At 61.9% G+C, this 21,282-nt stretch carries 22 protein-coding genes; 13 read left to right on the top strand and 9 right to left on the bottom strand.

From position 1 onward, the window contains the following. The first annotated feature begins 26 nt into the window (after positions 1-26). On the top strand, positions 27-989 hold the full coding sequence (gene cysK, locus AC25BC_RS23330; protein ID WP_128438488.1) for a cysteine synthase A: 963 nt from the start codon (positions 27-29) through the stop codon (positions 987-989). Positions 990-1,216: 227 nt separating this feature from the next. Here the strand turns inward: cysK and AC25BC_RS23325 are convergent, their stop codons facing one another. The 5 genes from AC25BC_RS23325 to AC25BC_RS23305 form a co-directional block, all read right to left on the bottom strand. Then, on the bottom strand, positions 1,217-2,749 hold the full coding sequence (locus AC25BC_RS23325; RefSeq protein WP_128438487.1) for a YifB family Mg chelatase-like AAA ATPase: 1,533 nt from the start codon (positions 2,747-2,749) through the stop codon (positions 1,217-1,219). Between the two features lie 178 nt (positions 2,750-2,927). Next, positions 2,928-3,875 (bottom strand): glutathione synthase, encoded by a 948-nt coding sequence (gshB, locus tag AC25BC_RS23320; protein ID WP_128438486.1) that lies wholly within the window; start codon positions 3,873-3,875, stop codon positions 2,928-2,930. A 146-nt stretch (positions 3,876-4,021) separates the two neighbouring features. Then, the gene (locus tag AC25BC_RS23315; protein ID WP_017995788.1) at positions 4,022-5,044 is read right to left on the bottom strand and encodes an ABC transporter permease; all 1,023 of its coding nucleotides are present in this window, start codon (positions 5,042-5,044) and stop codon (positions 4,022-4,024) included. Further along, positions 5,028-6,548 carry a sugar ABC transporter ATP-binding protein gene (locus AC25BC_RS23310; protein WP_128438485.1) on the bottom strand — a complete coding sequence of 507 codons (1,521 nt, stop codon included), beginning with the start codon at positions 6,546-6,548 and terminating at the stop codon, positions 5,028-5,030. Before AC25BC_RS23310 ends, AC25BC_RS23315 begins: the two co-directional genes overlap by 17 nt. Before the next feature lie 180 nt (positions 6,549-6,728). Then, positions 6,729-7,715, bottom strand: a complete 987-nt coding sequence (locus AC25BC_RS23305; RefSeq protein ID WP_128438484.1) for a sugar ABC transporter substrate-binding protein — start codon at positions 7,713-7,715, stop codon at positions 6,729-6,731. 335 nt (positions 7,716-8,050) lie between these two features. Between AC25BC_RS23305 and AC25BC_RS23300 the strand changes: the two genes are divergently transcribed. Continuing rightward, on the top strand, positions 8,051-9,061 hold the full coding sequence (locus AC25BC_RS23300) for a LacI family DNA-binding transcriptional regulator (RefSeq protein WP_128438483.1): 1,011 nt from the start codon (positions 8,051-8,053) through the stop codon (positions 9,059-9,061). 24 nt (positions 9,062-9,085) lie between these two features. Here the strand turns inward: AC25BC_RS23300 and AC25BC_RS23295 are convergent, their stop codons facing one another. From AC25BC_RS23295 to rsmI, 3 genes are all read right to left on the bottom strand, one after another. Continuing rightward, positions 9,086-9,589, bottom strand: coding sequence for a cupin domain-containing protein (locus AC25BC_RS23295; protein WP_128438482.1), 504 nt, complete (start codon positions 9,587-9,589; stop codon positions 9,086-9,088). Positions 9,590-9,702: 113 nt separating this feature from the next. Continuing rightward, a complete protein-coding gene (locus AC25BC_RS23290) occupies positions 9,703-10,071 on the bottom strand; it encodes a YraN family protein (RefSeq protein ID WP_128438481.1) in 369 nt (122 codons plus the stop codon). After that, positions 10,061-10,978, bottom strand: coding sequence for a 16S rRNA (cytidine(1402)-2'-O)-methyltransferase (gene rsmI, locus AC25BC_RS23285; RefSeq protein WP_128438480.1), 918 nt, complete (start codon positions 10,976-10,978; stop codon positions 10,061-10,063). Before rsmI ends, AC25BC_RS23290 begins: the two co-directional genes overlap by 11 nt. A gap of 259 nt (positions 10,979-11,237) precedes the next feature. Between rsmI and dnaN the strand changes: the two genes are divergently transcribed. The 8 genes from dnaN (at position 11,238) to AC25BC_RS23245 (ending at position 17,160) form a co-directional block, all read left to right on the top strand. After that, positions 11,238-12,356 carry a DNA polymerase III subunit beta gene (gene dnaN, locus AC25BC_RS23280; RefSeq protein WP_003544738.1) on the top strand — a complete coding sequence of 373 codons (1,119 nt, stop codon included), beginning with the start codon at positions 11,238-11,240 and terminating at the stop codon, positions 12,354-12,356. Positions 12,357-12,410: 54 nt separating this feature from the next. Beyond that, positions 12,411-13,322 carry a DUF72 domain-containing protein gene (locus AC25BC_RS23275; RefSeq protein WP_128438479.1) on the top strand — a complete coding sequence of 304 codons (912 nt, stop codon included), beginning with the start codon at positions 12,411-12,413 and terminating at the stop codon, positions 13,320-13,322. Positions 13,323-13,417: 95 nt separating this feature from the next. After that, positions 13,418-14,017 (top strand): phospholipid N-methyltransferase PmtA, encoded by a 600-nt coding sequence (gene pmtA / locus AC25BC_RS23270; protein ID WP_012759835.1) that lies wholly within the window; start codon positions 13,418-13,420, stop codon positions 14,015-14,017. 1 nt (position 14,018) lies between these two features. Next, a complete protein-coding gene (locus tag AC25BC_RS23265; protein WP_128438478.1) occupies positions 14,019-14,600 on the top strand; it encodes a histidine phosphatase family protein in 582 nt (193 codons plus the stop codon). Between the two features lie 6 nt (positions 14,601-14,606). After that, complete coding sequence (gene pyrF / locus AC25BC_RS23260) at positions 14,607-15,314, top strand: orotidine-5'-phosphate decarboxylase (protein WP_128438477.1); 708 nt, start codon at positions 14,607-14,609, stop codon at positions 15,312-15,314. 27 nt (positions 15,315-15,341) lie between these two features. Beyond that, positions 15,342-15,629 (top strand): DUF1330 domain-containing protein, encoded by a 288-nt coding sequence (locus AC25BC_RS23255; protein ID WP_012759832.1) that lies wholly within the window; start codon positions 15,342-15,344, stop codon positions 15,627-15,629. 112 nt (positions 15,630-15,741) lie between these two features. After that, complete coding sequence (locus AC25BC_RS23250) at positions 15,742-16,722, top strand: complex I NDUFA9 subunit family protein (RefSeq protein ID WP_128438476.1); 981 nt, start codon at positions 15,742-15,744, stop codon at positions 16,720-16,722. Between the two features lie 285 nt (positions 16,723-17,007). Continuing rightward, entirely contained in the window at positions 17,008-17,160 is a 153-nt protein-coding gene (locus tag AC25BC_RS23245; protein WP_003544729.1) for a hypothetical protein, read from the top strand. Between the two features lie 247 nt (positions 17,161-17,407). Here the strand turns inward: AC25BC_RS23245 and AC25BC_RS23240 are convergent, their stop codons facing one another. Further along, entirely contained in the window at positions 17,408-18,205 is a 798-nt protein-coding gene (locus AC25BC_RS23240) for an undecaprenyl-diphosphate phosphatase (RefSeq protein WP_012759830.1), read from the bottom strand. Between the two features lie 232 nt (positions 18,206-18,437). On the opposite strand from AC25BC_RS23240, the gene AC25BC_RS23235 reads away from it, so the two are divergent. The 3 genes from AC25BC_RS23235 to AC25BC_RS23225 are packed head-to-tail and all read left to right on the top strand — an operon-like array spanning position 18,438 to position 21,172. Then, positions 18,438-19,130, top strand: a complete 693-nt coding sequence (locus AC25BC_RS23235) for a glutathione S-transferase family protein (RefSeq protein WP_003544722.1) — start codon at positions 18,438-18,440, stop codon at positions 19,128-19,130. Positions 19,131-19,142: 12 nt separating this feature from the next. Continuing rightward, positions 19,143-20,300, top strand: a complete 1,158-nt coding sequence (gene queG / locus AC25BC_RS23230; RefSeq protein ID WP_012759829.1) for a tRNA epoxyqueuosine(34) reductase QueG — start codon at positions 19,143-19,145, stop codon at positions 20,298-20,300. Then, entirely contained in the window at positions 20,300-21,172 is an 873-nt protein-coding gene (locus AC25BC_RS23225; protein ID WP_012759828.1) for an SDR family oxidoreductase, read from the top strand. Before queG ends, AC25BC_RS23225 begins: the two co-directional genes overlap by 1 nt. Positions 21,173-21,282 lie beyond the last annotated feature (110 nt).

Below are 21,282 nucleotides of genomic sequence, written 5' to 3'. Positions count from 1 at the left end.
AGCAGGATTTCAAAGGGAGAGCACCCATGTCGCACAAGCCCGGCCGCGGCCGCATCTATTCCTCGATCACCGAGACCATCGGCGACACGCCGCTCGTGCGCTTCGACAAGCTGGCGCGGGAAAAGGGCGTCGTGGCGAACCTGATCGGCAAGCTCGAATTCTTCAACCCGATCGCCTCCGTCAAGGATCGCATCGGTGTCGCGATGATCGAAGGCCTCGAAGCCCAGGGCAAGATCACCCCCGGCAAGACGGTGCTGATCGAGCCGACCTCCGGCAATACCGGCATCGCGCTCGCCTTTGCCGCCGCCGCCAAGGGTTATCGGCTGATCCTCACCATGCCGGAAACGATGTCGGTCGAGCGCCGCAAGATGCTGGCGCTGCTCGGCGCCGAGCTGGTGCTGACCGAGGGACCAAAGGGCATGAAGGGCGCCATCGCCAAGGCCGAGGAACTGGCGTCCTCGCTTCCCGATGCCGTCATTCCGCAGCAGTTCGAAAACCCTGATAATCCCGAAATCCACCGCAAGACGACGGCCGAGGAAATCTGGAACGATACCGACGGCACGGTCGACATCGTCGTCTCCGGCATCGGCACCGGTGGCACGATCACCGGCGTCGGACAGGTGCTGAAGAGCCGTAAGCCCGAGATCAAGATCATCGCCGTCGAACCGGCCGATTCGCCGATCCTCTCCGGCGGCAATCCCGGCCCGCACAAGATCCAGGGCATCGGCGCCGGCTTCGCGCCGAAGATCCTCGATACCGGCATCTATGACGAGGTCGTCACCGTGACCAATGACGAGGCCTTCGAACAGGCGCGCCTCGTCGCCAGGCTCGAAGGCGTGCCGGTCGGCATCTCCTCGGGTGCGGCGCTGATGGCCGCAATCAAGGTCGGCGTCCGTCCCGAGAACGCCGGCAAGAACATCGTCATCATCATCCCCTCCTTTGCCGAGCGTTATCTGTCGACGGCGCTGTTTGAGGGGCTGGGGAGCTGAGACTGGCTTTGGGCCAGGACTTTCCCGGCTATCATCTTCACAGAGTATCGGGGCGCTTCGGCGCCCCGTCAGACTGCTGACAAAGCCGGCCAACGTCTCTTCCGTCATGCTCGGGCTTGTCCCGAGCATCTGTAGCCGGTTGATATGCAGCAGATCCTCGGCACGAGGCCGAGGATGACGACGAGCAAGGGACGAGGTTTTACAACAAATTGTCGGGTGCTTCGGCCCTACGCCGCCGCCGTCAACCTCTCACCCGCGATCCTGTAGGAGATCGCCTCAGCGAGATGGATGCGGCCGACCGTGGGCTTGCCGTCGAGATCGGCCAGCGTGCGGGCGACCTTCAGCACGCGGTGGTAACCGCGGGCGGAGAATTTCATTTTTTCGGCGGCGTCGCGCAGCAGCTGCAGGCCGCTGGCGTCGGGCTCGGCCAGTTTCTCGATCATCGCGGTGGAGCAGCGGGCATTGGTGCCGATGCCTTTTGCGCCGGTGCTTTCGAAGCGCTCCTGCTGGATCTTGCGGGCGCGGGCGACACGGCGGGCGACGTCGGCGCTGGTTTCGGCGGCCATCGGCCGGATCAGATCGGCGGCGGAGACGGCCGGTACGTCGATGCGGATATCGATACGGTCCATCAGCGGGCCGGAGATGCGGGCCTGGTAATCGCTCATGCAGCGCGGGCCGCGGGCGCAGGTATGGCCGGGCTCACCCGCCATGCCGCAGCGGCAGGGGTTCATCGCCGCGATCAGCTGGAATTTCGCCGGGTAGGAAACACGGTGATTGGCACGCGCAATGACGCATTCGCCGCCTTCGAGCGGCTGGCGCAGCGCATCGAGCGCCTGCGGCGTAAATTCGGGGAACTCGTCGAGAAAGAGCACGCCGTGATGGGCAAGCGAGGCTTCGCCCGGACGAGCGCGTATCCCGCCGCCGACGAGGGCGGCCATGGTGGCGGAATGATGCGGGGTGCGGAAGGGCCGGCGATCGGAAAGCTTGCCGCCGGAGAGTTGGCCGGCGATCGAATGGACCATCGACACTTCCAGCAGCTCGGCGGCCGAAAGCGGCGGCAGGATCGACGGCAGCCTGGCCGCCAGCATCGACTTGCCGGAGCCCGGAGGACCGACCATCAGAAGGTTATGACCGCCGGCGGCTGCGACCTCGAGCGCCCGCTTGGCGCTTTCCTGGCCCTTGATCTCGGCAAGGTCCGGCAGGTTTGCGGCATTGGCGCGGATCGACGCTTCCGGCCGGGACAGGACCTGCGTGCCGCGGAAATGATTGGCAAGGGCGATCAGGCTGCGGGGTGCGAGGATATCGACGTCCGAACCTGCCCAGGCGGCTTCGGCGCCGCTTTCGGCCGGGCAGATTAGCCCCTTGCCGAGCGCATTGGCGCCGATCGCAGCCGGCAACGCGCCGGATATGGCGGCGATCGTTCCATCGAGGTTGAGCTCGCCGACGACGACAAAATCCGACAGCGCATCGGCGGGAATGGCGCCGAGGGCGGCCATCAGGGCGAGCGCGATCGGCAGATCGAAATGCGAGCCCTCTTTCGGCAGGTCAGCAGGCGCCAGATTGACCGTCACGCGCTTGGCCGGCAGCGCCAGGCCGGAGGCGTGGAGGGCGGCCTGTACGCGCTCGCGGCTTTCGGCAACCGCCTTGTCAGGCAGGCCGACGATCTGCATGCCGACCTTACCGGGAGCGACCATGACCTGGACCTCGACCGGCACACCTTCGATACCCTGAAATGCAACCGTACTGACACGCGCGACCATAAGCCCATCCCTTGTCCCGCAAACTCTACCATACCGCCCTGCTGCCTTTGAAGGCCAGCGGTTGCAATTTGGCATGGACGAAGGAATAAAACAAGAACAATCAAAGAACGTAGTCAGGCATCCGCTGTGACCTTGGTTGTGCTCGGTCGCGGGACCAGAACGGTCATGGGCGGCTGGCTCAGCCGCGCTTGCGCTCGATCGCATCCCAAAGCAGGCTTGCTATATCGGCGCCGCCGAACTTCTTCACCTCGCGGATGCCGGTGGGAGAGGTGACGTTGATCTCGGTCATGTAATCGCCGATCACGTCGATGCCGACGAGCAGGAAGCCGCGCTCCCGCAGCGCCGGGCCGATGCGGGCGCAGATTTCCTGTTCACGCGCCGTCAGCTCGGTCGCCTCGGCGCGGCCGCCGACATGCATGTTGGAGCGGCTGTCGTGTTCGGCCGGCACGCGGTTGATGGCGCCGGCGAATTCACCGTCGACCAGGATGATGCGTTTGTCACCCTTGCGCACGTCGGGCAGATATTGCTGGGCGATGAAGGGCTCGCGGAAAAGCTGGCCGAACATTTCCAGCAGCGAAGAGAGATTGCGGTCGTCGCGGGTCGAATGGAAGACGCCGGCGCCGCCATTGCCGTAAAGCGGCTTCAGGATGATATCGCCCATCTCGTCGCGGAAACGGCGGATCTCGGCGGCATCCTTGGTGATCAGCGTCTTCGGCATCAGGTCGGAGAATTCGGTGACGAAGATCTTCTCCGGCGAATTGCGCACCCAGGCGGGATCGTTGACGACGAGCGTCTTCGGATGGATGCGCTCGAGCAGATGCGTCGAGGTGATGTAGGCCATGTCGAAGGGCGGGTCCTGGCGCAGCAGCACGACATCCATGGTCGCGAGATCGACGCGCTCCGGCACGCCAAGCTCGTAGTGATCGCCCTTGACGTCGCGCAGCACCATCGGCTCGACGCTGGCATAGAGCTTGCCGTCACGGAAGCTCAGGCGGTCGGGGGTATAATGGAAGAGCTTGTAGCCGCGCGCCTGGGCTTCCAGGCTCATGGCGAAGGTGGAATCACCTGCGATATTAATGCCTGCGACATGGTCCATCTGGACCGCTACATTGGTGATCTTGGCCATTTCCATCCCTCGCTGAATGCCGGACAGATGTAGGTCGGCCAGATGTCAAACGCAACGGTCAATCAAGGGCTTCCGGCACTGGAGCATTTTTGCTTTTGCGCAATTCCGGACGCAAAACCGCTGCACACATTTGCTGGAATTGCATTTCACCGCGTTTCGAGTTTCCGCATCAACCGGCCGCGATAGCTGTCGAGAATGACGGCGAGCACGATGACGGCACCGATGACGATCGGCTTGATATTATCGTCGGCGCCCAAGAGCTGCAATCCCGTCGACAGCACCTGCAGAATGCAGGCGCCGACCAGCGTGCCGACAATCGAGCCCTTGCCGCCCGAAAGGCTGGTTCCACCGATAATGACGGCGGCGATCGCATTCAACTCATAGCCGATACCCGCAACCGGGCTGCCGACATTGAGACGGAGCAGATAGACCATGGCGGCAATGCCGGCCGTCAGCCCTGAGATCGTGAAGACCGCAATCTTGTACCGTTTCGGCTCATGCCCCGACAGCCGGACAGCCTCTTCATTGGTGCCGATCGCGAAGACGAAGCGCCCGAAGACGGTGTAGCGCAACACGAACCAGCCGATGAGGACGACGACGATCGCAATCAGGAAGATCGAGGGAAATATGCCCCAGAAGATCAGGTTGCCGAAATCGACGAAAGGCTGAGGCAGGCCGGTGATCGTGGAATTGTCGCTGACCACGCGCGCCAGGCCGCTGGCGACGTTCAGCATGCCAAGGGTGACGATGAATGAGGGAAGCTTCCACTTCTCGCAAATCCAGCCGTTGACGGCGCCAAGGATGGCACCCGTGCCCATCGACGCAAGACATGCGAGGACAATCGCCTGCCATGGCGAAAACGCCGGATTGATCATGATCGTCGCACCGATCACGGTGCAAAGGGCAAGCAGCGACCCGACCGAGAGATCGATGCCGCCAACGAGGATGACGAAGGTCATGCCCGCAGCAAGCACGGTGTTGATGGCAATCTGCACGAAGATCTTCAGGAAGTTCTCCGGCGTTGCGAAATAGGGCGCCGTCGCCGAGAAAAACGCCAGGATCAGAATGAGGGCAATGGCGACGCCCGCCTCCTTCAGCGAAATCCGGACAAGCTTGTCCCAGACGCTCACCTCTTTCGCGTCGGTCTGTTTTTCAATGTTGGCGGACACGACTGTACTCCTTGTAGGCGAGCGAAAGGATCCTGCTCTCGTCAAACTGTTCCCGAACTATTTCGCCCGATATCTTGCCGTCGGAGAAGACGATGATGCGATGGCAAATGCCGATGAGCTCCGGCAGATCCGAAGAGACGACCAGAACGCCTTTTCCTTCGGCCGCAAACTTCCACAGAAGCTCGTAAATCTCGGCCTTTGCACCGACGTCGATTCCACGGGTCGGCTCATCGAAAATCAGAACTTTAGGGCCGCGGAACAGCCATTTTGCAATGACGACCTTTTGCTGGTTGCCGCCGGAAAAGGTTCTGACCGCCTGATGGATCGACGGGGTCTTGATGCGCAGTTCGCGCACGAGGCGCTGCGAATGATCGTCCTGCGCCCTTCGCATGATCAAACCGTTGCGGGAGATCTTGGCGAGATCGGTTATGGTGGCATTTTCAGCGCAGCTCATATCGAGCATCAAGCCCTGCGTCTTGCGGTCTTCGGTTGCCAGGCAGAGGCCGGCAGCAACGGCATCCTTCGGCGAATGGATCTCAACCGGATCGCCATTCACCCGAATTTCGCCGGCCGCTTTGGCATCGGCGCCGAATATTGCGCGAACCGCTTCCGTCCGGCCACTGCCGACAAGACCGGCAATACCGACGATTTCCCCCTTTGCCACGGAGAATGACAGTTCCGGGCTATTGCGCGTCACCTTCAGGCCGGACACGCCGAGCGCCTCGCCGGACACGGTGCTGTCGCTGCGAAAAATGCCATGATCCGAAAGCTTCCGCCCGACCATGAGTTCGACGATGTCAGGAATAGCAAGTCCGGACAGCGGACGCGTGATCACATGCTGGCCGTCGCGCAGCACCGTCACATCGTCGCCGACGTCAAAGATCTCCTCCAGCCTGTGCGAGATGTAGAGCGTGGTCACGCCACGCCGCTTCAGCCGCTTGAGAATCTCGAAGAGACGATCGACCTCCTTGGAGGTCAGGGTTGCCGTCGGTTCGTCGAGAACGAGAAGCTTGCTTTCGTAGCAAAGCGCCTTGGCGATCTCGACCAGTTGAAGCTGGGCGACGCTGAGGCGGCTCGCCAGTGTCGTCGGGGCGACGTCAAGGCCGACCTCTTCCAGGAGTTCCGCCGCTCTGCTGTTCATTTCCTTGTAGTTCACCAGGCCGTAGCGGCGCGGCAGATGCTCGAACAACAGGTTTTCCGCCACCGTCAGGTTGGAAAGCGGATGCAGCTCCTGGTGAATGACCCGGATGCCCGCCTTGAACGCCTCCAACGGCGAGGCCGGCTGGTATTGCTTGCCGTCGTACAGGATGTGACCGTCATCCGGCCTGAAGACACCGCCGAGCAGGTTGATCAGGGTCGATTTTCCAGCACCGTTCTCGCCGAGAAGAACGTGCCCCTTGCCGCGGCCGATCCGCATAGAGACATCCTTGAGCGCTACGACGCCCGGGAAGCGCTTGCCGATCCCTTCCAGCCTCAAAATGTCGTCATCTGCTGCGTCTGACACGTCGACCTCATGCACGCTCTGTTCGAACTCCGCGCAGCACGCATCCCAGCGGCTCGGAAACGAGCCTCACCTGAAGCGGTCAACGCGTCAATCGGTTGGTAGCGGTGAGCGCCGGCCGCAGCCGACGCTTCCTGTACAGTGCCGCGCATCTTGTCAGACGCGCGATGCGGGCGATCCCGACTATTTGAGATCCGCTGCGGTGACCAGCTTGATGTCGGTCTTGACCCAGCCGGTGAATTTCTCGCCGGCAAGTTCACGCATGCCATACTGGATGCCGAGGACCGCCATCTGCGCGCCATACTGTTCGACAGTGGCAAGCATCTTGCCATCCTTGATCAGCGGCTGAACCGGCGGAATGTTGTCGAAGCCGACAACCTTGATCTTGCCACTCTGGCCGGCCGCATCGAGCGCCTTGACAACGCCGAGAGCCATCGAGTCGTTGGCTGCCATAACGCCCTGAATATCCTTATACTTCGTCAGGAAATTCGTCATGACGGTATTGGCTTCCTCCGTCTCCCAATGGGCCGTCTTGCTGTCGAGAAGCTCAAGCTTGCCAGACTTGACGGAGTCCATGAAGCCTTCCTTGCGCTCCTTGGCATTGTCGGCCTCGGGGTTACCCTCGAGGATGACGACCTTGGCGCCAGGCCCCAGATCCTTGGCAAGCGCGTCGCCCGCAAGCGTCGCCCCGCCCTTATTGTCAGGCCCGAAGAAAGCGAGATCGATACCGGCTTTCTTCTTCGCATCGGCATCGAGCGGCACATCGATGTTGATGACCTTGACGCCAGCCTTAACTGCCTTTGCCAGCGGGGTTGCCATGGCCTTTGAATCGGCCGGCGCAACAACGATGATATCGTATTTCTGCGTGACGAAGTTTTCGACGGCATCGACCTGGGACGCGAAATCACGCTCATCCTTCATGCCGACGGCCTTGAAGTCGAACTTGTCCTTGTTTTCGGCCGCATATTTGTCGGCGCCGGCCTTCATCTGCTTGAAGAACTCATTGGACAAGGATTTCATGATCAGGCCGACCTTCGGCTTGCCGGCCGCAAAGGCGGGCGACACGCCACAGGACAGCGCAAGCACCAAGGTGCCGGCAAGTCCAAGCTTCAATGCCGCACGGCGCGGCGCATTGATCAAGACGGATTCACGCTTCATAAAATTGGACATTTTTTCCTCCCGAACGGCCCTGGGCTCAGCTCCACCTGAGTTGCCGGCGGCAATGAACCGTTTCCAACGGCATCTGGGTAGCACGCCCTTAGAAATTGTCAAGCTGCCGAAATTGAGCCAAACGTCAGCTTTGACTCCCAGGTTTGGCCTGTATCGGTGCGCATGTAATGAACCGTTTCCATTGAGCATTGGCCCACGCTCGTGCTATGGAGACTGGCGGTCAAAATTGAGATGCAGCCCTTTGACGAGGGCCGCAAAGACCATTAGCTGGAAGCTTCGATCAGGCGCTCTTCGGTGTCTTCCGAAGGCGCAGAGAAAGGGCCACTGTTTCCGTTATGTCAAAGGTCGGGATTCGAGAGGTTGCCAAGCTTGCGGAAGTTTCCACCGGGACCGTTTCGCGGGTTTTGAATGATCATCCCTCCGTGACGAAGGAATTGCGGGCGCGCGTCACAGCGATCATCAAAGACCTCGGCTATACGCCCGACCCGTCGGCGCGAAGCATGCGCGGCAAGGTCAGCCGGCTCATCGGCATCGTCATTCCGGATCTGACCAATCCGTTCTTCGCGGAGCTTGTCCAATCGGCGGAACAGGCGGCGGCAAATCACGGCTATAATATCATCGTCATGACGTCGTTTGATCATGCGGCCAAGGAGGCTGACCGCATCAAACAGCTGACAAGCCGAAAGGTCGACGGCATCATGCTGGTTCCCAGCAATGATTTCCATACACTCAAGCTGCCGAAGGGATTGCCGATCGTCGTCGTCGACCGTCTCATGCCAGGATATTCCGGTATTGCCGCCGATCACCGCAATGGCGTTCGCCTTGGCGTCGAGCATCTTTTGCAGCTCGGTCATCGCCGCATCGGCTTCATCTCGGGGCCCGGCCACTCCGTCCCCGCCAACGATCGCCTCAGGGGCTATCTCGATGCGATCGAGCAATCGGACGACAGCAAGCGAATGGCGGGCCCACCGCTGATCGCCGAGGCGGCTTTCGACTATGAAAGCGGCCGTGCCGCGGGAAATTATCTTCTGGCCCGTGCGCGCAACGAGCGGCCGACGGCGATCTTTGCAAGTTCGGACCAGCAGGCCATCGGCTGCATGCGGGCAGCCCATGATCTGGGGATCCCGATACCGGCAGCCCTTTCGATCCTCGGCTTCGACGGCATCCCGCTCGCAAGCATGACAACGCCACGGCTGACGACAGTGAAACAGCCGATTCAAGACATAGCCGCAGCGGCGGTGGCCGTTCTGTTGAACAAGCAAACCGCGCCCGACCTCGACAATCCGATCCTATTCGGCTGCGAGATCTTGAAGGGCGAAACAACCGCCCCGCCCCAGCCCGATTAGCGCATGGCGCGAACATCGAAGTCGTCAGGCGGCGATGCCCTGGTTGCCGTTGTTGCGCAGCATGTTGCGGAGACGGTAGGCGATCGCCAAGGGCTTCGGGAAGGGCTTGCGCAGGAAGGCGACCTTACGGACGTAATTGTCGACCCGCCAGCTTGCCCAGGTTCCGCCGGCGAAAAAGGCGACGTCGCCGACGCGCAGGGTTCGTTCGGTGCCATCCTCGGCGGTGATATGAACCTCGCCTTCGAGGATCATCACCGTCTCGTCCCAGCCGAAGCGCCAACGGAATTCGCCCGCCGTGCAGTCCCAGATCGCCGTCAGCGAGGCCTCGTCATGACCGCGCGAATGTTCGGCGGTGCGGGCCTGCGGATTGCCGTTGACGATCCAGTCCGGATTGATCGGTGTGGATTTCAGCGGCAGCAGATCGCTCGCATGCGCGACGAAGGATTTTCCGGTCGGCTTCGCCACCGCATACGGCACCGAGCGCGCGGCCATGGCGACCGCACTTGCAAGCATCAGCTTCCAGGCCATGAAACAACCCCCAATTGCTACCCTACCGAGTCGATAGCAGAGAGTCGTAAGGACCTGGTTCAAGCGGGGACTAAAATTTTAACGATCCGGAAATCCGATGGGGCGAAAGGAGGTCAGAAAGCATCAATAAAATGCCGCGGCAGCCGGCCCGGCATGATCGCCACGATATCATAACGCTGGGAAAGGCGAGCCTGATCCGCCTGACGGGCGAGCCAGAGATCGCTTGCCGCCCGTATGCGCTTCTGCGCGGCGATAGAGACAGCGTCGACCGCTGCGGCCTCGCCATGGCGGGCCTTGACCTCGACGAAGACGGCAAGATCGCCCTTGCGGGCGATGATGTCGATCTCGCCGAGCCGGGTGCGGTGGCGCAGCGCCAGGATGCGATAGCCCTTCAGCATCAGGAAGACGGCCGCGACATATTCCGACATGCGGCCCCGGCGCAGCGCCTTCCTTCTGATGGCGGTGAGATCGTTATCGCCCATCGGCGTTCTTGATCTCCAGCAGGCGCTGATAGAGCACCTTGCGCGGCAGGCCGGTGAGGCGGGCAGCCTCGGTCGCGGCCCCTGCCGTCGGCATCGACTTCGACAGGTCGGCCAGCATGGCTTCGACATCGGCCTCATCGGTCTCGACCGGCTCCGGCGGACCGATCACGAGGACGATCTCGCCCTTGACGTTTTCCACCTGTTGATAATGCGCCGCAAGGTCGCCAAGCGTGCCGCGGCGGAACTCTTCATAGGTCTTGGTCAGTTCGCGGCAGACGGAGGCGGGCCGAGCGCCGCCCAGCACATCGGCGGCGGCCAGAAGCGTTGCGCCGATGCGATGCGGCGATTCAAAGAAGATCAGCGTCGCGGGTGCTGCGGCAAGTTCACCCAGCCGGTCGCGGCGGGCCTTGTCCTTGGCCGGCAGGAAACCGGCGAAAAGAAAGGCATCGTTCGGCAGGCCGGAGCCGACAAGGGCTGCGAGCGGGGCGGAGGCGCCGGGAATGGGAATGACGCGGTAACCTGCCGCTATCGCCTGCTGCGCCAGCCGATAGCCGGGATCGGAGACCAGCGGCGTGCCGGCATCGGAAACCAGCGCCACCGAGCGCCCGGCTTCGAGCGCCTGCAGCAGCCTTGGACCGGCCTCGTCGGCATTGTGCTCGTGATAGGCAAAGGGGCGGTTCTGGATGCCGTAGCGGTCGAGCAGCACGCGGGTGACGCGCGTATCTTCGCAGGCAAGCACATCGGCGCCGGCCAGCGTTTCGAGCGCCCGCAGCGTGATATCGCCGAGATTGCCGATGGGAGTGGCGACGAGATAGAGCGCCGGCTCCAGCGGCCGCGCCGGCACCGTTGCATTGTGCAGGCGGAAGCTTCGCCGGCTGGCGGCGTCCGCTGTGGTTTCCTCATTCATGCCATTTGCTTTCGTCCCGCCGGCTCGTCGCCGGCATCGAACCCTTATGGGCGAGCCGCACCGCTTCGGCAAGGGTTCGGATTTCTGTGAGCATTGCTCTGGAAAACCGCAAATGCAGGGGTGCCGACGTCCATGCCTCTTGCAAAGCAATGCTGAAGTCTGCCATTTTGCCCGTCCACTCCCCCGGCCTCAAGCCGGGACAGCATTCTTCGGGTGCTCGACGCGCCCGGACAGTCACGGTCGAAAGCGGTAGCATCCCATGCGTATTACTATTGAGCGGTCAAACCTGTTGAAATCGCTGAACCACGTCCACCGCGTGGTCGAACGTCGCAACACGATCCCGATCCTGTCCAACGTATTGCTCAAAGCCGACGGCCAGAAGCTCGATATGAAGGCGACCGACCTCGACCTCGAAATCACCGAGGCGACACCTGCTAGCGTCGAGCAGCCCGGCGCCACCACCGTTCCCGCGCATCTTCTCTACGACATCGTGCGCAAGCTTTCCGACGGATCGGAAGTGCTGCTTGCCACCAGCCCCGATGGCGGCGCGATGACCGTGCAGTCCGGCCGCTCGAAATTCTCGCTGCAATGCCTGCCGGAATCGGACTTCCCTGATCTCACGGCCGGCACCTTCACGCATTCCTTCAAGCTGAAGGCGGCCGATCTGAAGATGCTGATCGACCGCACCCAATTCGCGATTTCGACGGAAGAGACGCGTTATTATCTGAACGGCATCTTCTTCCACACGATCGAGAGCAACGGCCAGCTGAAGCTCAGGGCGGTTGCGACCGACGGCCACCGGCTGGCGCGCGCCGATGTCGATGCGCCTTCCGGCTCCGAGGGGATGCCCGGCATCATCATTCCGCGCAAGACGGTCGGCGAGCTGCAGAAGCTGGTCGACAATCCCGAGGTAATGGTGACCGTCGAGGTCTCCGACGCCAAGATCCGGCTGACGATCGGCTCGATCGTCATGACCTCGAAACTGATCGACGGCACCTTCCCGGATTATCAGCGCGTCATCCCCACCGGCAACGACAAGGAAATGCGGGTCGACTGCACGAGTTTCGCACAGGCCGTCGACCGCGTCTCGACGATCTCCTCCGAGCGCGGCCGCGCCGTCAAGCTGGCGCTTTCCGAGGGGCAGTTGATGCTGACCGTCAACAATCCCGATTCCGGCAGCGCGACGGAAGAAGTTGCAGTCGGCTACGACACGGATGCGATGGAAATCGGCTTTAATGCCAAATACTTGCTCGACATCACCGCCCAGCTTTCCGGCGAGGAAGCGATCTTCCTGCTTGCCGATGCCGGCTCGCCGACGCTGATCCGCGACACGGCGGGCGACGATGCGCTCTACGTGCTGATGCCGATGCGCGTCTGACCGGAACGAAGGCCGCCCATTGCCGTTTTTCCTCCTGTCAAAACGGAGGATCCCATGACCAAAAAGACGGGAACGGTGCGCATCGGCATATCCGGCTGGACCTATGCGCCCTGGCGCGGTCAATTCTACCCGAAGGACCTGCCGCAGAAGCAGGAGCTTTCCTACGCCGCCCGGCACTTCCGGTCGATCGAGATCAACGGCACCTTCTACGGATTGCAGCGGCCCGAAAGCTTCGGCCGCTGGCGCGAGGAAACGCCGGAGGATTTCGTCTTCGCGGTCAAAGGACCGCGCTTCATCACCCATATGCTGCGGCTGCAGGATATCCAGACGGCGCTCGCCAATTTTCTCGCCTCCGGCGTTTTGCGGCTCGGCCCCAAGCTCGGGCCGATCCTCTGGCAATTCCCGCCGAACATGGTCTTCGACCCATCCCTTTTCGACAGCTTTTTGTCGCTGCTGCCGCACGACCGCGCCGCGGCGATAGCGCTTGCGAAACGGCACGACTGGCATATCAAGGGACCGGCCTGGCTTAAATGCGACGGGCACCAGCCGATCCGGCATGCGCTCGAGATCCGCCATGAGAGCTTCCGCTCACCCGCTTTCATCGAGATGCTCCGGCGGCACAGGGTCGCTCTCGTCTGCGCCGATACGGTGAAATGGCCGCTGCTGATGGATGTCACCGCCGATTTCATCTACTGCCGCCTGCATGGTTCCGAAAAGCTCTATGTCAGCGGCTACGAGGGCGAAGCGCTCGACATATGGGCGCAACGCATCCGCGCCTGGGCCACGGGTGGAGAAGCTGAGAATGCGACGCGAGTGCTGGCGCCCGTAGCGGCGCGTAACAAGCGCCGCGACGTCTATCTCTATTTCGACAATACCGATGTAAAGCTGCGCGCCCCTATCGATGCCGACCATTTGAGCGAAAGGCTCGCCGATCTCATGCCTCGTTCAGCGCCCGAAGCTGCATGAACTGTTGATGCCGATGTCCTTGTTGCGAAAATCCTTGTCCCTTAAGCGACAAGCGGCATATTAAGGCATTCGATCAACATGCGGATGGGTGGAGAATGAGCTTACGGGTCAAGGTGAAGGAACGGTTGGGCAAGAAGTTCGACGACGAGATCCGCTTCTTCCGGGGCATGATGCAGGGGCCGAAGACGGTGGGCTCGATCGTGCCAACCTCCTCGATCACGGCGAAGCGCATGGCAAGCGTCGTCGATATCCATTCCGGGCTGCCGGTGCTTGAACTCGGACCGGGCACGGGTGCTATCACCAAGGCCATTCTCGGCCGCGGCGTCCGTCCGGAAAATCTCGTCGCAATCGAATATTCGACGGATTTTCATAAACATCTGCAGCGGACCTATCCCGGCGTGCACTTCATCAACGGCGACGCCTTCGATCTTCAGAGCACTCTTGGCAATTTCAGTGGCCTCACCTTCGATTCCGTCGTTTCGGGCATTCCGCTGCTGAATTTCCCGATGGCGAAGCGCATCTCGCTGCTTGAAAGCCTGCTCGATCGACTGCCGGCCGGCCGGCCGATGGTGCAGATTTCCTACGGCGCGATCTCGCCGATCGCCGCCAATCCCGACCGCTACCATATTCAGCATTTCGACTTCGTCATGCGCAATATTCCGCCGGCGCAGCTCTGGATCTATAAGCGCGGCTGAGATGTTCGGGATCTACATCACTCATCCGCAGGTCAGGATCGACCCCAACGTGCCGGTGCCGAAATGGGGGCTTTCCGATGTCGGCGCGGCGCGCGCCCGCAAAGCGGCAGAGAGCGGCTGGGCCAGGCAATTGCGGCGCATCGTATCCAGCGACGAGACGAAGGCGATCGAGACGGCCGAAATCCTGGCGGAAGCTTCCGGCGTGACGATCGAGATCGTCCACGCCATGCACGAGAACGACCGCACGGCCACCGGCTTCATGCCGCCGCCGCAATTCGAAGAGGCGGCCAACTGGTTCTTCGCTCATCCGGAACAAAGCTTCAACGGCTGGGAGCGCGCCGTCGACGCGCAGGCCCGCATCGTCGAGGCTGTGAACGCCGTTCTTGCCACGCATGATGCGATGGCGCCGATCGCCTTTGTCGGCCATGGCGGCGTCGGCACGCTGCTCAAATGCCATCTGGCGGGCAGCCCGATCGCGCGCGACCGCGACCAGCCCGGCGGCGGCGGCAATCTCTATGCTTTCGGTCTTGCGGATCACCGCTTATCATGCGACTGGACACCCATCGAAGACTGGCAGGGGTGACTTCAGATGGACGCACGCGAGCGGTTGATCGTCGGCCTGGATGTTCCAACGATCGGCGAGGCGGAAAGACTGGTTTCCACGCTCGGCGACGACATTCTCTTCTACAAGATCGGCTATCAGCTGGTCTTTGCCGGCGGCTTGGAATTCGCCCGCGATCTTGCCGCAAGCGGCAAGAAGATCTTTCTCGACATGAAGCTGCTCGACATCGACAACACCGTCGCCTCCGGCGTCGAGAACATCGCCAAGATGGGCATGTCGATGCTGACGCTGCATGCCTATCCGAAAGCCATGAAGGCGGCGGTCGAGGCCGCGGCCGGCTCCGGCCTCTGCCTGCTCGGCGTGACCGTGCTGACCTCGATGGATGCCGATGACCTTGTCGATGCCGGCTATAGCCAGGATCCGCACAGCCTGGTGCTGCGCCGCGCCGAACAGGCGCGCGCAGCCGGCATGGGCGGTATCGTCTGCTCGGCGGAGGAAGCAGCTGCTGTGCGCGAGATCGTCGGACCCGACATGGCAATCGTCACCCCCGGCATTCGCCCTGATGGTAGCGACAAGGGCGACCAGAAGCGGGTGATGACGCCTTTCGACGCGCTGAAAGCGGGAGCGACGCATCTTGTCGTCGGCCGGCCTGTCGTCAAGGCGCCCGATCCCAGAGATGCCGCCCGCGCGATCCTCAGCGAGATGGTGAGCGCGCTCTGGCCGGCAAATCGCTAAAGTTTCAACGACAAAAGGGAGAAAACCATGGCCAAAGGATACTGGATCGCCCGCGTCGACGTTCGCGATGCCGAGCGCTACAAGGATTACGTGGCGGCCGCCAAGCCGGCCTTCGAAAAATATGGCGCGAATTTCCTGGCGCGCGGCGGCGCCTTTACCGAACTCGAGGGCAAGGCGCGCGTCCGCAACGTAGTGATTGAATTCCCGTCGATGCAGCATGCGGTCGACTGCTACAATTCGCCGGAATATCAGATCGCCGCGAAAATCCGCCAGGAGGCCGCGGATGCGGAAATGGTCGTCGTCGAAGGCGTCTGATCGACGTTAAATCTTAAAAAACTGACGGCGTGATGGGCCTTCCCGTCGCGCAGGGATTCGGCTAAGACGAGAGCCAATTCAGCATCCCGCAAAGCCTTTCGAGGAGCCTGCCATGACCCTTGCCAACCTGCCGCCGCTCGTTACCGTGTTCGGAGGCTCCGGTTTCGTGGGCAGGCACGTGGTTCGGGCGCTGGCCAAGCGCGGTTATAACATCCGCGTCGCCGTGCGCCGTCCCGATCTCGCCGGCTTCCTGCAGCCGCTCGGCAATGTCGGCCAGATCTCCTTCGTGCAGGCGAACCTGCGCTACCGCAGCTCGATCGACCGCGCCGTCGACGGGGCAAGCCATGTCGTCAACTGCGTCGGCATTCTGCACGAGGCCGGCCGCAACACATTCGACGCCGTGCAGGAATTCGGCGGCCGTGCGGTTGCCGAAGCGGCGCGCGGCGCGGGTGCGACGCTGACGCATATTTCGGCGATCGGCGCCGACGCGAAATCCGATTCCGACTATGGCCGCACCAAGGGCCGCGCCGAAACGGCCATCCTGTCGGTCAAGGCCGATGCGGTGATCTTCCGTCCGTCGATCGTCTTCGGACCGGAGGACAGCTTCTTCAACAAGTTTGCCGAGATGGCACGCATGTCGCCGATCCTGCCGCTTATTGGCGGCGGCAAGACGAAATTCCAGCCTGTCTATGTCGAGGATATCGCCGAGGCCGTCGCCCGCGCCGTCGACGGCAAGGTCGCCGGCGGCAAGGTCTATGAGCTTGGCGGGCCTGAGGTGCTCAGCTTCCGTGAATGTCTCGAGACGATGCTGAAGGTAACGTGCCGTAAGAACCCGCTGGTATCCCTGCCCTTCGGCATCGCTTCGATGATCGGCAGCATCGCTTCGCTGGTCCCCTTCATAACGCCGCCGATCACGCCGGATCAGGTGCGCATGCTGAAGCGCGACAATGTCGTCTCCAAGGAAGCCGAGGCGGAAGGCCGCACGCTGAAGGGCCTCGGCATTGCGCCCACCATGGTGGCATCGGTGCTTGGCTCCTATCTCGTGCACTATCGTCCGCACGGCCAGTATACCGGCACCGGCAAGGCCGCCTGACCATCTTCTCCAACCGATCAGATTTGGCCGTCTGCGGATCCCGCGGGCGGCCTTTTGGCGTTGCCGTGTCCTGCAAAGCCCGGCGCAAGCCTGGGGTGTTTTGCTGTCCACCACATTGAGTTGCGTTGCATAAAAGACGCATCGGAATTTTTGTGGAATTAACGCGAAATTTAGCAGGAACGTTTATTGCTATTTGCCATTCCACTGACTACCAAACCCGCGCGTCTTCCAACGGACTCAACGCCTGCGGTCGCGCGCGGCAATCACTGTGAAAGGCAATTCTCGATGGGCAAGTCAATCGCGCTCCTGTTTGCGTGTGCGGCGCTGGTTATCCTTGCAGGCTCTTTCGTTGCGCCCGGTTCGGTCGCGGCGGTAAAGGGCGATTGCTCGCCGGCCTACGGCGTCGATCCTTGCTCGACGGCTTCGATCATCCATTGACGAAAAGCCGGCCCTCAGCCGGCATCCTGCTCAAGCAAGCAGTCGATCGGAACGCCTGAAACAGGGCGCTTCGAGATCACCGCTCAGTTTCGCCTGCTTCAAAGCGGCGGTGGGAGCGTATCCCCTCAATGACTAGCTGAAAAATTCGGCGCCTTGCCGGTAATCGAGTGCCTGTTTGTGTGCGGTCCGACGGGGCATTTGCATTCGCGCGCCGGGAGTTGCGCGAATGCAATGCAGGACGGATACCTCAGGCAATCAAGCCGGTCGCGGCCATGCCGAGCAGCAAGACGCCGAGAATGATGCGGTAGATGGCAAACAGGGTAAACCGGTTGCTTCTGATATAGGCAAGCAGCCATTTGACCGCGATGAAGGCGACGACGGTGGAGACGACGAAGGCGATGCCGAGCGCCGTCCAGTCTTCGCCTGCCGCTCCGCCATCCCTGAACGTCTTCAGCAATTCATAGGCGCTTGCCGCGTACATTGTGGGTATGCCGACGAGAAAGGCAAACTCGGTCGCCGCGGCGCGGTTGCCCGTGCCTGCCAGCATGGCGACGAAGATGGTGGCGCCGGAGCGCGAGGTTCCCGGGAAGACGCCGGCAACGATCTGGGCGATGCCGACCAGGATGGCGACAAGCCAGGTAATCTCTTTATGCGGCGGCCTGCGGGCGGCGGCCCATTCGGCAAAGATCATCCAGATACCGCCGATGATGAGCGCCCAGGCGATCGGTGTTGCGGTCTCCGGCAGTTCAAAGCCGAGCTTCTTGACGATAAGTCCGAGAATTGCGGTGATGAGAAACGCGACGATCAGCTTGGCGGCATAGTCGCGATTGACGGGATCACGCCAGCCAAGCACCAGATCCAGCAGACGACGCCAGTAGATGATGGTGACGGCGAGGATGGCGCCTGCCTGAATGACGATGTTGAACATGTCCGACCGATGTCCGAGCCATTGCTCGGCAATGATCAGGTGGCCGGTGCTCGAGATCGGCAGAAATTCGGTGATCCCCTCTATGACACCGAGAATTGCAGCATTTATATAATCCATACATTGTCTCCGGTTTAAAGTTCGGTCGGGCCTGAGCGCTTGGGCCGATCAGGCTGCCGCTTCCATTCGTTCGTTAGACCGTGTTTCGCCATTATCAGATGGCCTGAAAAATCCGATTCGCTTGTATTGGCGGGGCCAAACTCCTATAGCTTCAACCAATGAGTCATGACTAGGGCGCTATAATCGAGCTGCCACACAGTCCTGTAACAGCAATCACAAAGCCCGAGTATCGATGCCCACGCTTTATCATCATCCCATGTCATCCGCATCTCGCTTCGTCCGGCTGATCCTGGCGGAATACGGCTATCAGGCGGATCTGATCGAGGAGCAGACATGGGAGAAGCGCCGGGATTTCCTGGCGCTCAATCCGGCCGGCACGCTGCCGGTCTATGTCGACGACAGCATGCGCGCGCTCTGCGGCGCGAGCGTCATTTCCGAATATCTGGACGAGACGCACGGCGTCTTGAAGCGCGACCGGCGGCTGCTCGCCGAAGACCCTTTCCAGCGGGCGGAAATCCGCCGGCTGACCGAATGGTTCATGCAGAAGATGGAAAACGACGTGACCAAGCCGCTCGCCCGCGAGCGTGTCTACAAGTTGCAGATGACCGCCGATCAGGGCGGCGGCGCGCCGGATTCGAAGGTTTTACGCACGGCCCGCGCGAATATCCGTCAGCATATGCGTTATCTCACCTGGCTTGCCGGCTCGCGTCAGTGGCTGGCGGGCGAGCGGATGAGCTATGCCGACCTTGCCGCCGCGGCCTCGATCTCGATCCTCGATTATCTCGGCGAGATCGAGTGGGCGGATTCGCCCGTCGTCAAGGACTGGTACCAGCGGCTGAAGTCACGTCCCTCCTTCCGGCCGATGCTGACCGAGCGCGTGCGCGGCCTGACACCGGTTTCACACTATGCCGATCTGGATTTCTGACGAGGGCTCTTCATGCCCGAACCTGACAATGTCGACAAAGAGCGCCGCCGCCGCGACAATTTGACCGAGTTCGTTCGGGCGGAATCTGCCGCCAAGGGCTTCGATCTTTGCCGCATCACGCGACCGGACGCGATCCCTGAAGCGAAAGAGCGTCTCGGCCAGTTCATCGATGCCGGGCGTCACGGGACGATGGACTGGATGGCGGAGACGCGCGACCGGCGCGGCGATCCGCGCGCACTCTGGAGCGAGGTGCGCTCCGTCGTCGTCTTCGGCCTCAATTACGCTCCGGAAGAAGATCCCCGCGGCATTCTCGACAAGCCGGACAAGGCAGCGATATCAGTCTATGCCCGCAACCGCGATTATCACGACGTCATCAAGGGCCGGCTGAAGGAGATCGCCACGCGCTTTGCGGCGCGGGCAGGCGCCGATGTAAAGGTCTTCGTCGATACGGCGCCGGTGATGGAAAAGCCCTTAGCGGCGGCGGCCGGGCTCGGCTGGCAGGGGAAACATACCAATCTCGTCAGCCGCATGCACGGCTCCTGGTTGTTCCTCGGCACGATGTTCACCACCGCCGATCTTGTGATCGACGCGCCGGAGAGCGATCATTGCGGCACCTGCCGCGCCTGCCTCGACATCTGTCCGACGGCTGCCTTCCCGGCGCCTTACCAGATCGACGCGCGGCGCTGCATCTCTTATCTCACCATCGAGCACAAGGGACCGATCGACGCCGATTTGCGCATATTGATCGGCAATCGCATCTACGGCTGCGACGACTGTCTTGCCGCCTGTCCCTGGAACAAGTTCGCAAGCTCCGCCTCCGAGATGAAGCTACAGGCGCGGGAAGATCTGAAGGAGCCGTCGATCGCCTTTCTGCTGACGCTTGACGATGCCGCCTTCCGTGCCTTTTTCAGCGGCTCGCCGGTGAAGCGGATCGGCCGCGACCGTTTCGTCCGCAACGTGCTGATCGCCGCCGGCAATTCCGGCGACAAGGCGCTCATCGGGCCATGTCGCCGGCTTTCAGACGATCCCTCACCCGTGGTGCGCGGCATGGCGGTCTGGGCACTTTCGCGGCTGATGGAGGCCGGCGAATTTGCGGCCTTTGCCGCACAAAGGGCGGATGAGAGAGATGACGACGTCCTGAACGAATGGCGATTGGCGGGAGTGGGTTGATGCATGTGATGATTTTTGGCTGCGGCTATTCCGGCACGGCAATCGCCAAGGCCTTTGCCGGCGACGACGTGCGGGTTTCCGGCACCACGCGCTCACCTGACAAGATGGAGGCGCTCCGCCGGAACGGCATCGAAGCTTTCCTTTTCGACGGCGAGAGCATGGAAGCGGGGCTGCGGCGGGCTTTGACTGGTGTAACGCATCTGGTCCAGTCGATCGCCCCTGGAAGAGCCGACCCGCTGCTGCGGCTGCTTGATAAAGACGGCGCACGCCTGCTGCCGAAGCTCGAATGGATCGGTTATCTCTCCACGGTCGGCGTCTATGGCGATCACCAGGGCGCCTGGGTGAGTGAGGAAACGCCGTGCCTGCCCGTTTCCGGACGGTCGACCGAGCGGCTCGAGGCGGAAGAGGGCTGGCTGGCGATGGGCCGGGAGCGCGGCGTGCCGGCGGCGGTGCTGCGCCTTTCCGGCATCTATGGGCCGGGCCGCAACGCCTTCTGCAATCTGGACAAGGGCACGGCGCGACGGCTGATCAAGAAGGACCAGGTGTTCAACCGCATCCGCGTCGAAGATATTGGTGCTTCGACACGCTTCCTGTCGGAGCGCGGCCTCGGCGGCATCTATAATGTCACCGACGACCGGCCCGGCCCCCCGCAGGATGTGATCGTTGAGGCAGCCCGCCTGATGGGCGTCGAACCGCCGCCGGAGCAGGCGTTCGAGACCGCCGAATTGACGCCGATGGCGCGCACCTTTTACGGCGAGAACAAACGGGTTTCGAATGCGAAACTGAAGGCCGCCGGCTTCGCATTCTCCTTCCCGAACTATCCCATGTCGCTTGCGCAATTGTGGCGGGATGGACGCTGGTGGGGGGAGTAGAACTCAGTCCTGTTTGCGACGGATATGTTCACCCAAAATGAGTAGGAAATTCCTACTTTCCCGGTTTGGCCGGACAATTTTCGCCGCATCTTATGGTTAACGGCCTTTGA

The organism is Rhizobium sp. WSM409 (assembly GCF_057653825.1).
This window is presented reverse-complemented; position numbering and strand designations above follow the sequence as displayed.

Bases quoted from the DNA above. Each gene is read 5' to 3' on its own strand.
- AC25BC_RS23305 (WP_128438484.1), bottom strand. From the start codon at position 7,715: ATGTCCAATTTTATGAAGCGTGAATCCGTCTTGATCAATGCGCCGCGC.
- AC25BC_RS23235 (WP_003544722.1), top strand. From the start codon at position 18,438: ATGCCCACGCTTTATCATCATCCCATGTCATCCGCATCTCGCTTCGTC.
- AC25BC_RS23300 (WP_128438483.1), top strand. From the start codon at position 8,051: ATGTCAAAGGTCGGGATTCGAGAGGTTGCCAAGCTTGCGGAAGTTTCC.
- AC25BC_RS23240 (WP_012759830.1), bottom strand. From the start codon at position 18,205: ATGGATTATATAAATGCTGCAATTCTCGGTGTCATAGAGGGGATCACC.
- AC25BC_RS23255 (WP_012759832.1), top strand. From the start codon at position 15,342: ATGGCCAAAGGATACTGGATCGCCCGCGTCGACGTTCGCGATGCCGAG.
- dnaN (WP_003544738.1), top strand. From the start codon at position 11,238: ATGCGTATTACTATTGAGCGGTCAAACCTGTTGAAATCGCTGAACCAC.
- rsmI (WP_128438480.1), bottom strand. From the start codon at position 10,978: ATGAATGAGGAAACCACAGCGGACGCCGCCAGCCGGCGAAGCTTCCGC.
- AC25BC_RS23265 (WP_128438478.1), top strand. From the start codon at position 14,019: ATGTTCGGGATCTACATCACTCATCCGCAGGTCAGGATCGACCCCAAC.
- AC25BC_RS23290 (WP_128438481.1), bottom strand. From the start codon at position 10,071: ATGGGCGATAACGATCTCACCGCCATCAGAAGGAAGGCGCTGCGCCGG.
- AC25BC_RS23325 (WP_128438487.1), bottom strand. From the start codon at position 2,749: ATGGTCGCGCGTGTCAGTACGGTTGCATTTCAGGGTATCGAAGGTGTG.
- gshB (WP_128438486.1), bottom strand. From the start codon at position 3,875: ATGGCCAAGATCACCAATGTAGCGGTCCAGATGGACCATGTCGCAGGC.
- pyrF (WP_128438477.1), top strand. From the start codon at position 14,607: ATGGACGCACGCGAGCGGTTGATCGTCGGCCTGGATGTTCCAACGATC.
- AC25BC_RS23275 (WP_128438479.1), top strand. From the start codon at position 12,411: ATGACCAAAAAGACGGGAACGGTGCGCATCGGCATATCCGGCTGGACC.
- pmtA (WP_012759835.1), top strand. From the start codon at position 13,418: ATGAGCTTACGGGTCAAGGTGAAGGAACGGTTGGGCAAGAAGTTCGAC.
- queG (WP_012759829.1), top strand. From the start codon at position 19,143: ATGCCCGAACCTGACAATGTCGACAAAGAGCGCCGCCGCCGCGACAAT.
- AC25BC_RS23295 (WP_128438482.1), bottom strand. From the start codon at position 9,589: ATGGCCTGGAAGCTGATGCTTGCAAGTGCGGTCGCCATGGCCGCGCGC.
- cysK (WP_128438488.1), top strand. From the start codon at position 27: ATGTCGCACAAGCCCGGCCGCGGCCGCATCTATTCCTCGATCACCGAG.
- AC25BC_RS23245 (WP_003544729.1), top strand. From the start codon at position 17,008: ATGGGCAAGTCAATCGCGCTCCTGTTTGCGTGTGCGGCGCTGGTTATC.
- AC25BC_RS23250 (WP_128438476.1), top strand. From the start codon at position 15,742: ATGACCCTTGCCAACCTGCCGCCGCTCGTTACCGTGTTCGGAGGCTCC.
- AC25BC_RS23225 (WP_012759828.1), top strand. From the start codon at position 20,300: ATGCATGTGATGATTTTTGGCTGCGGCTATTCCGGCACGGCAATCGCC.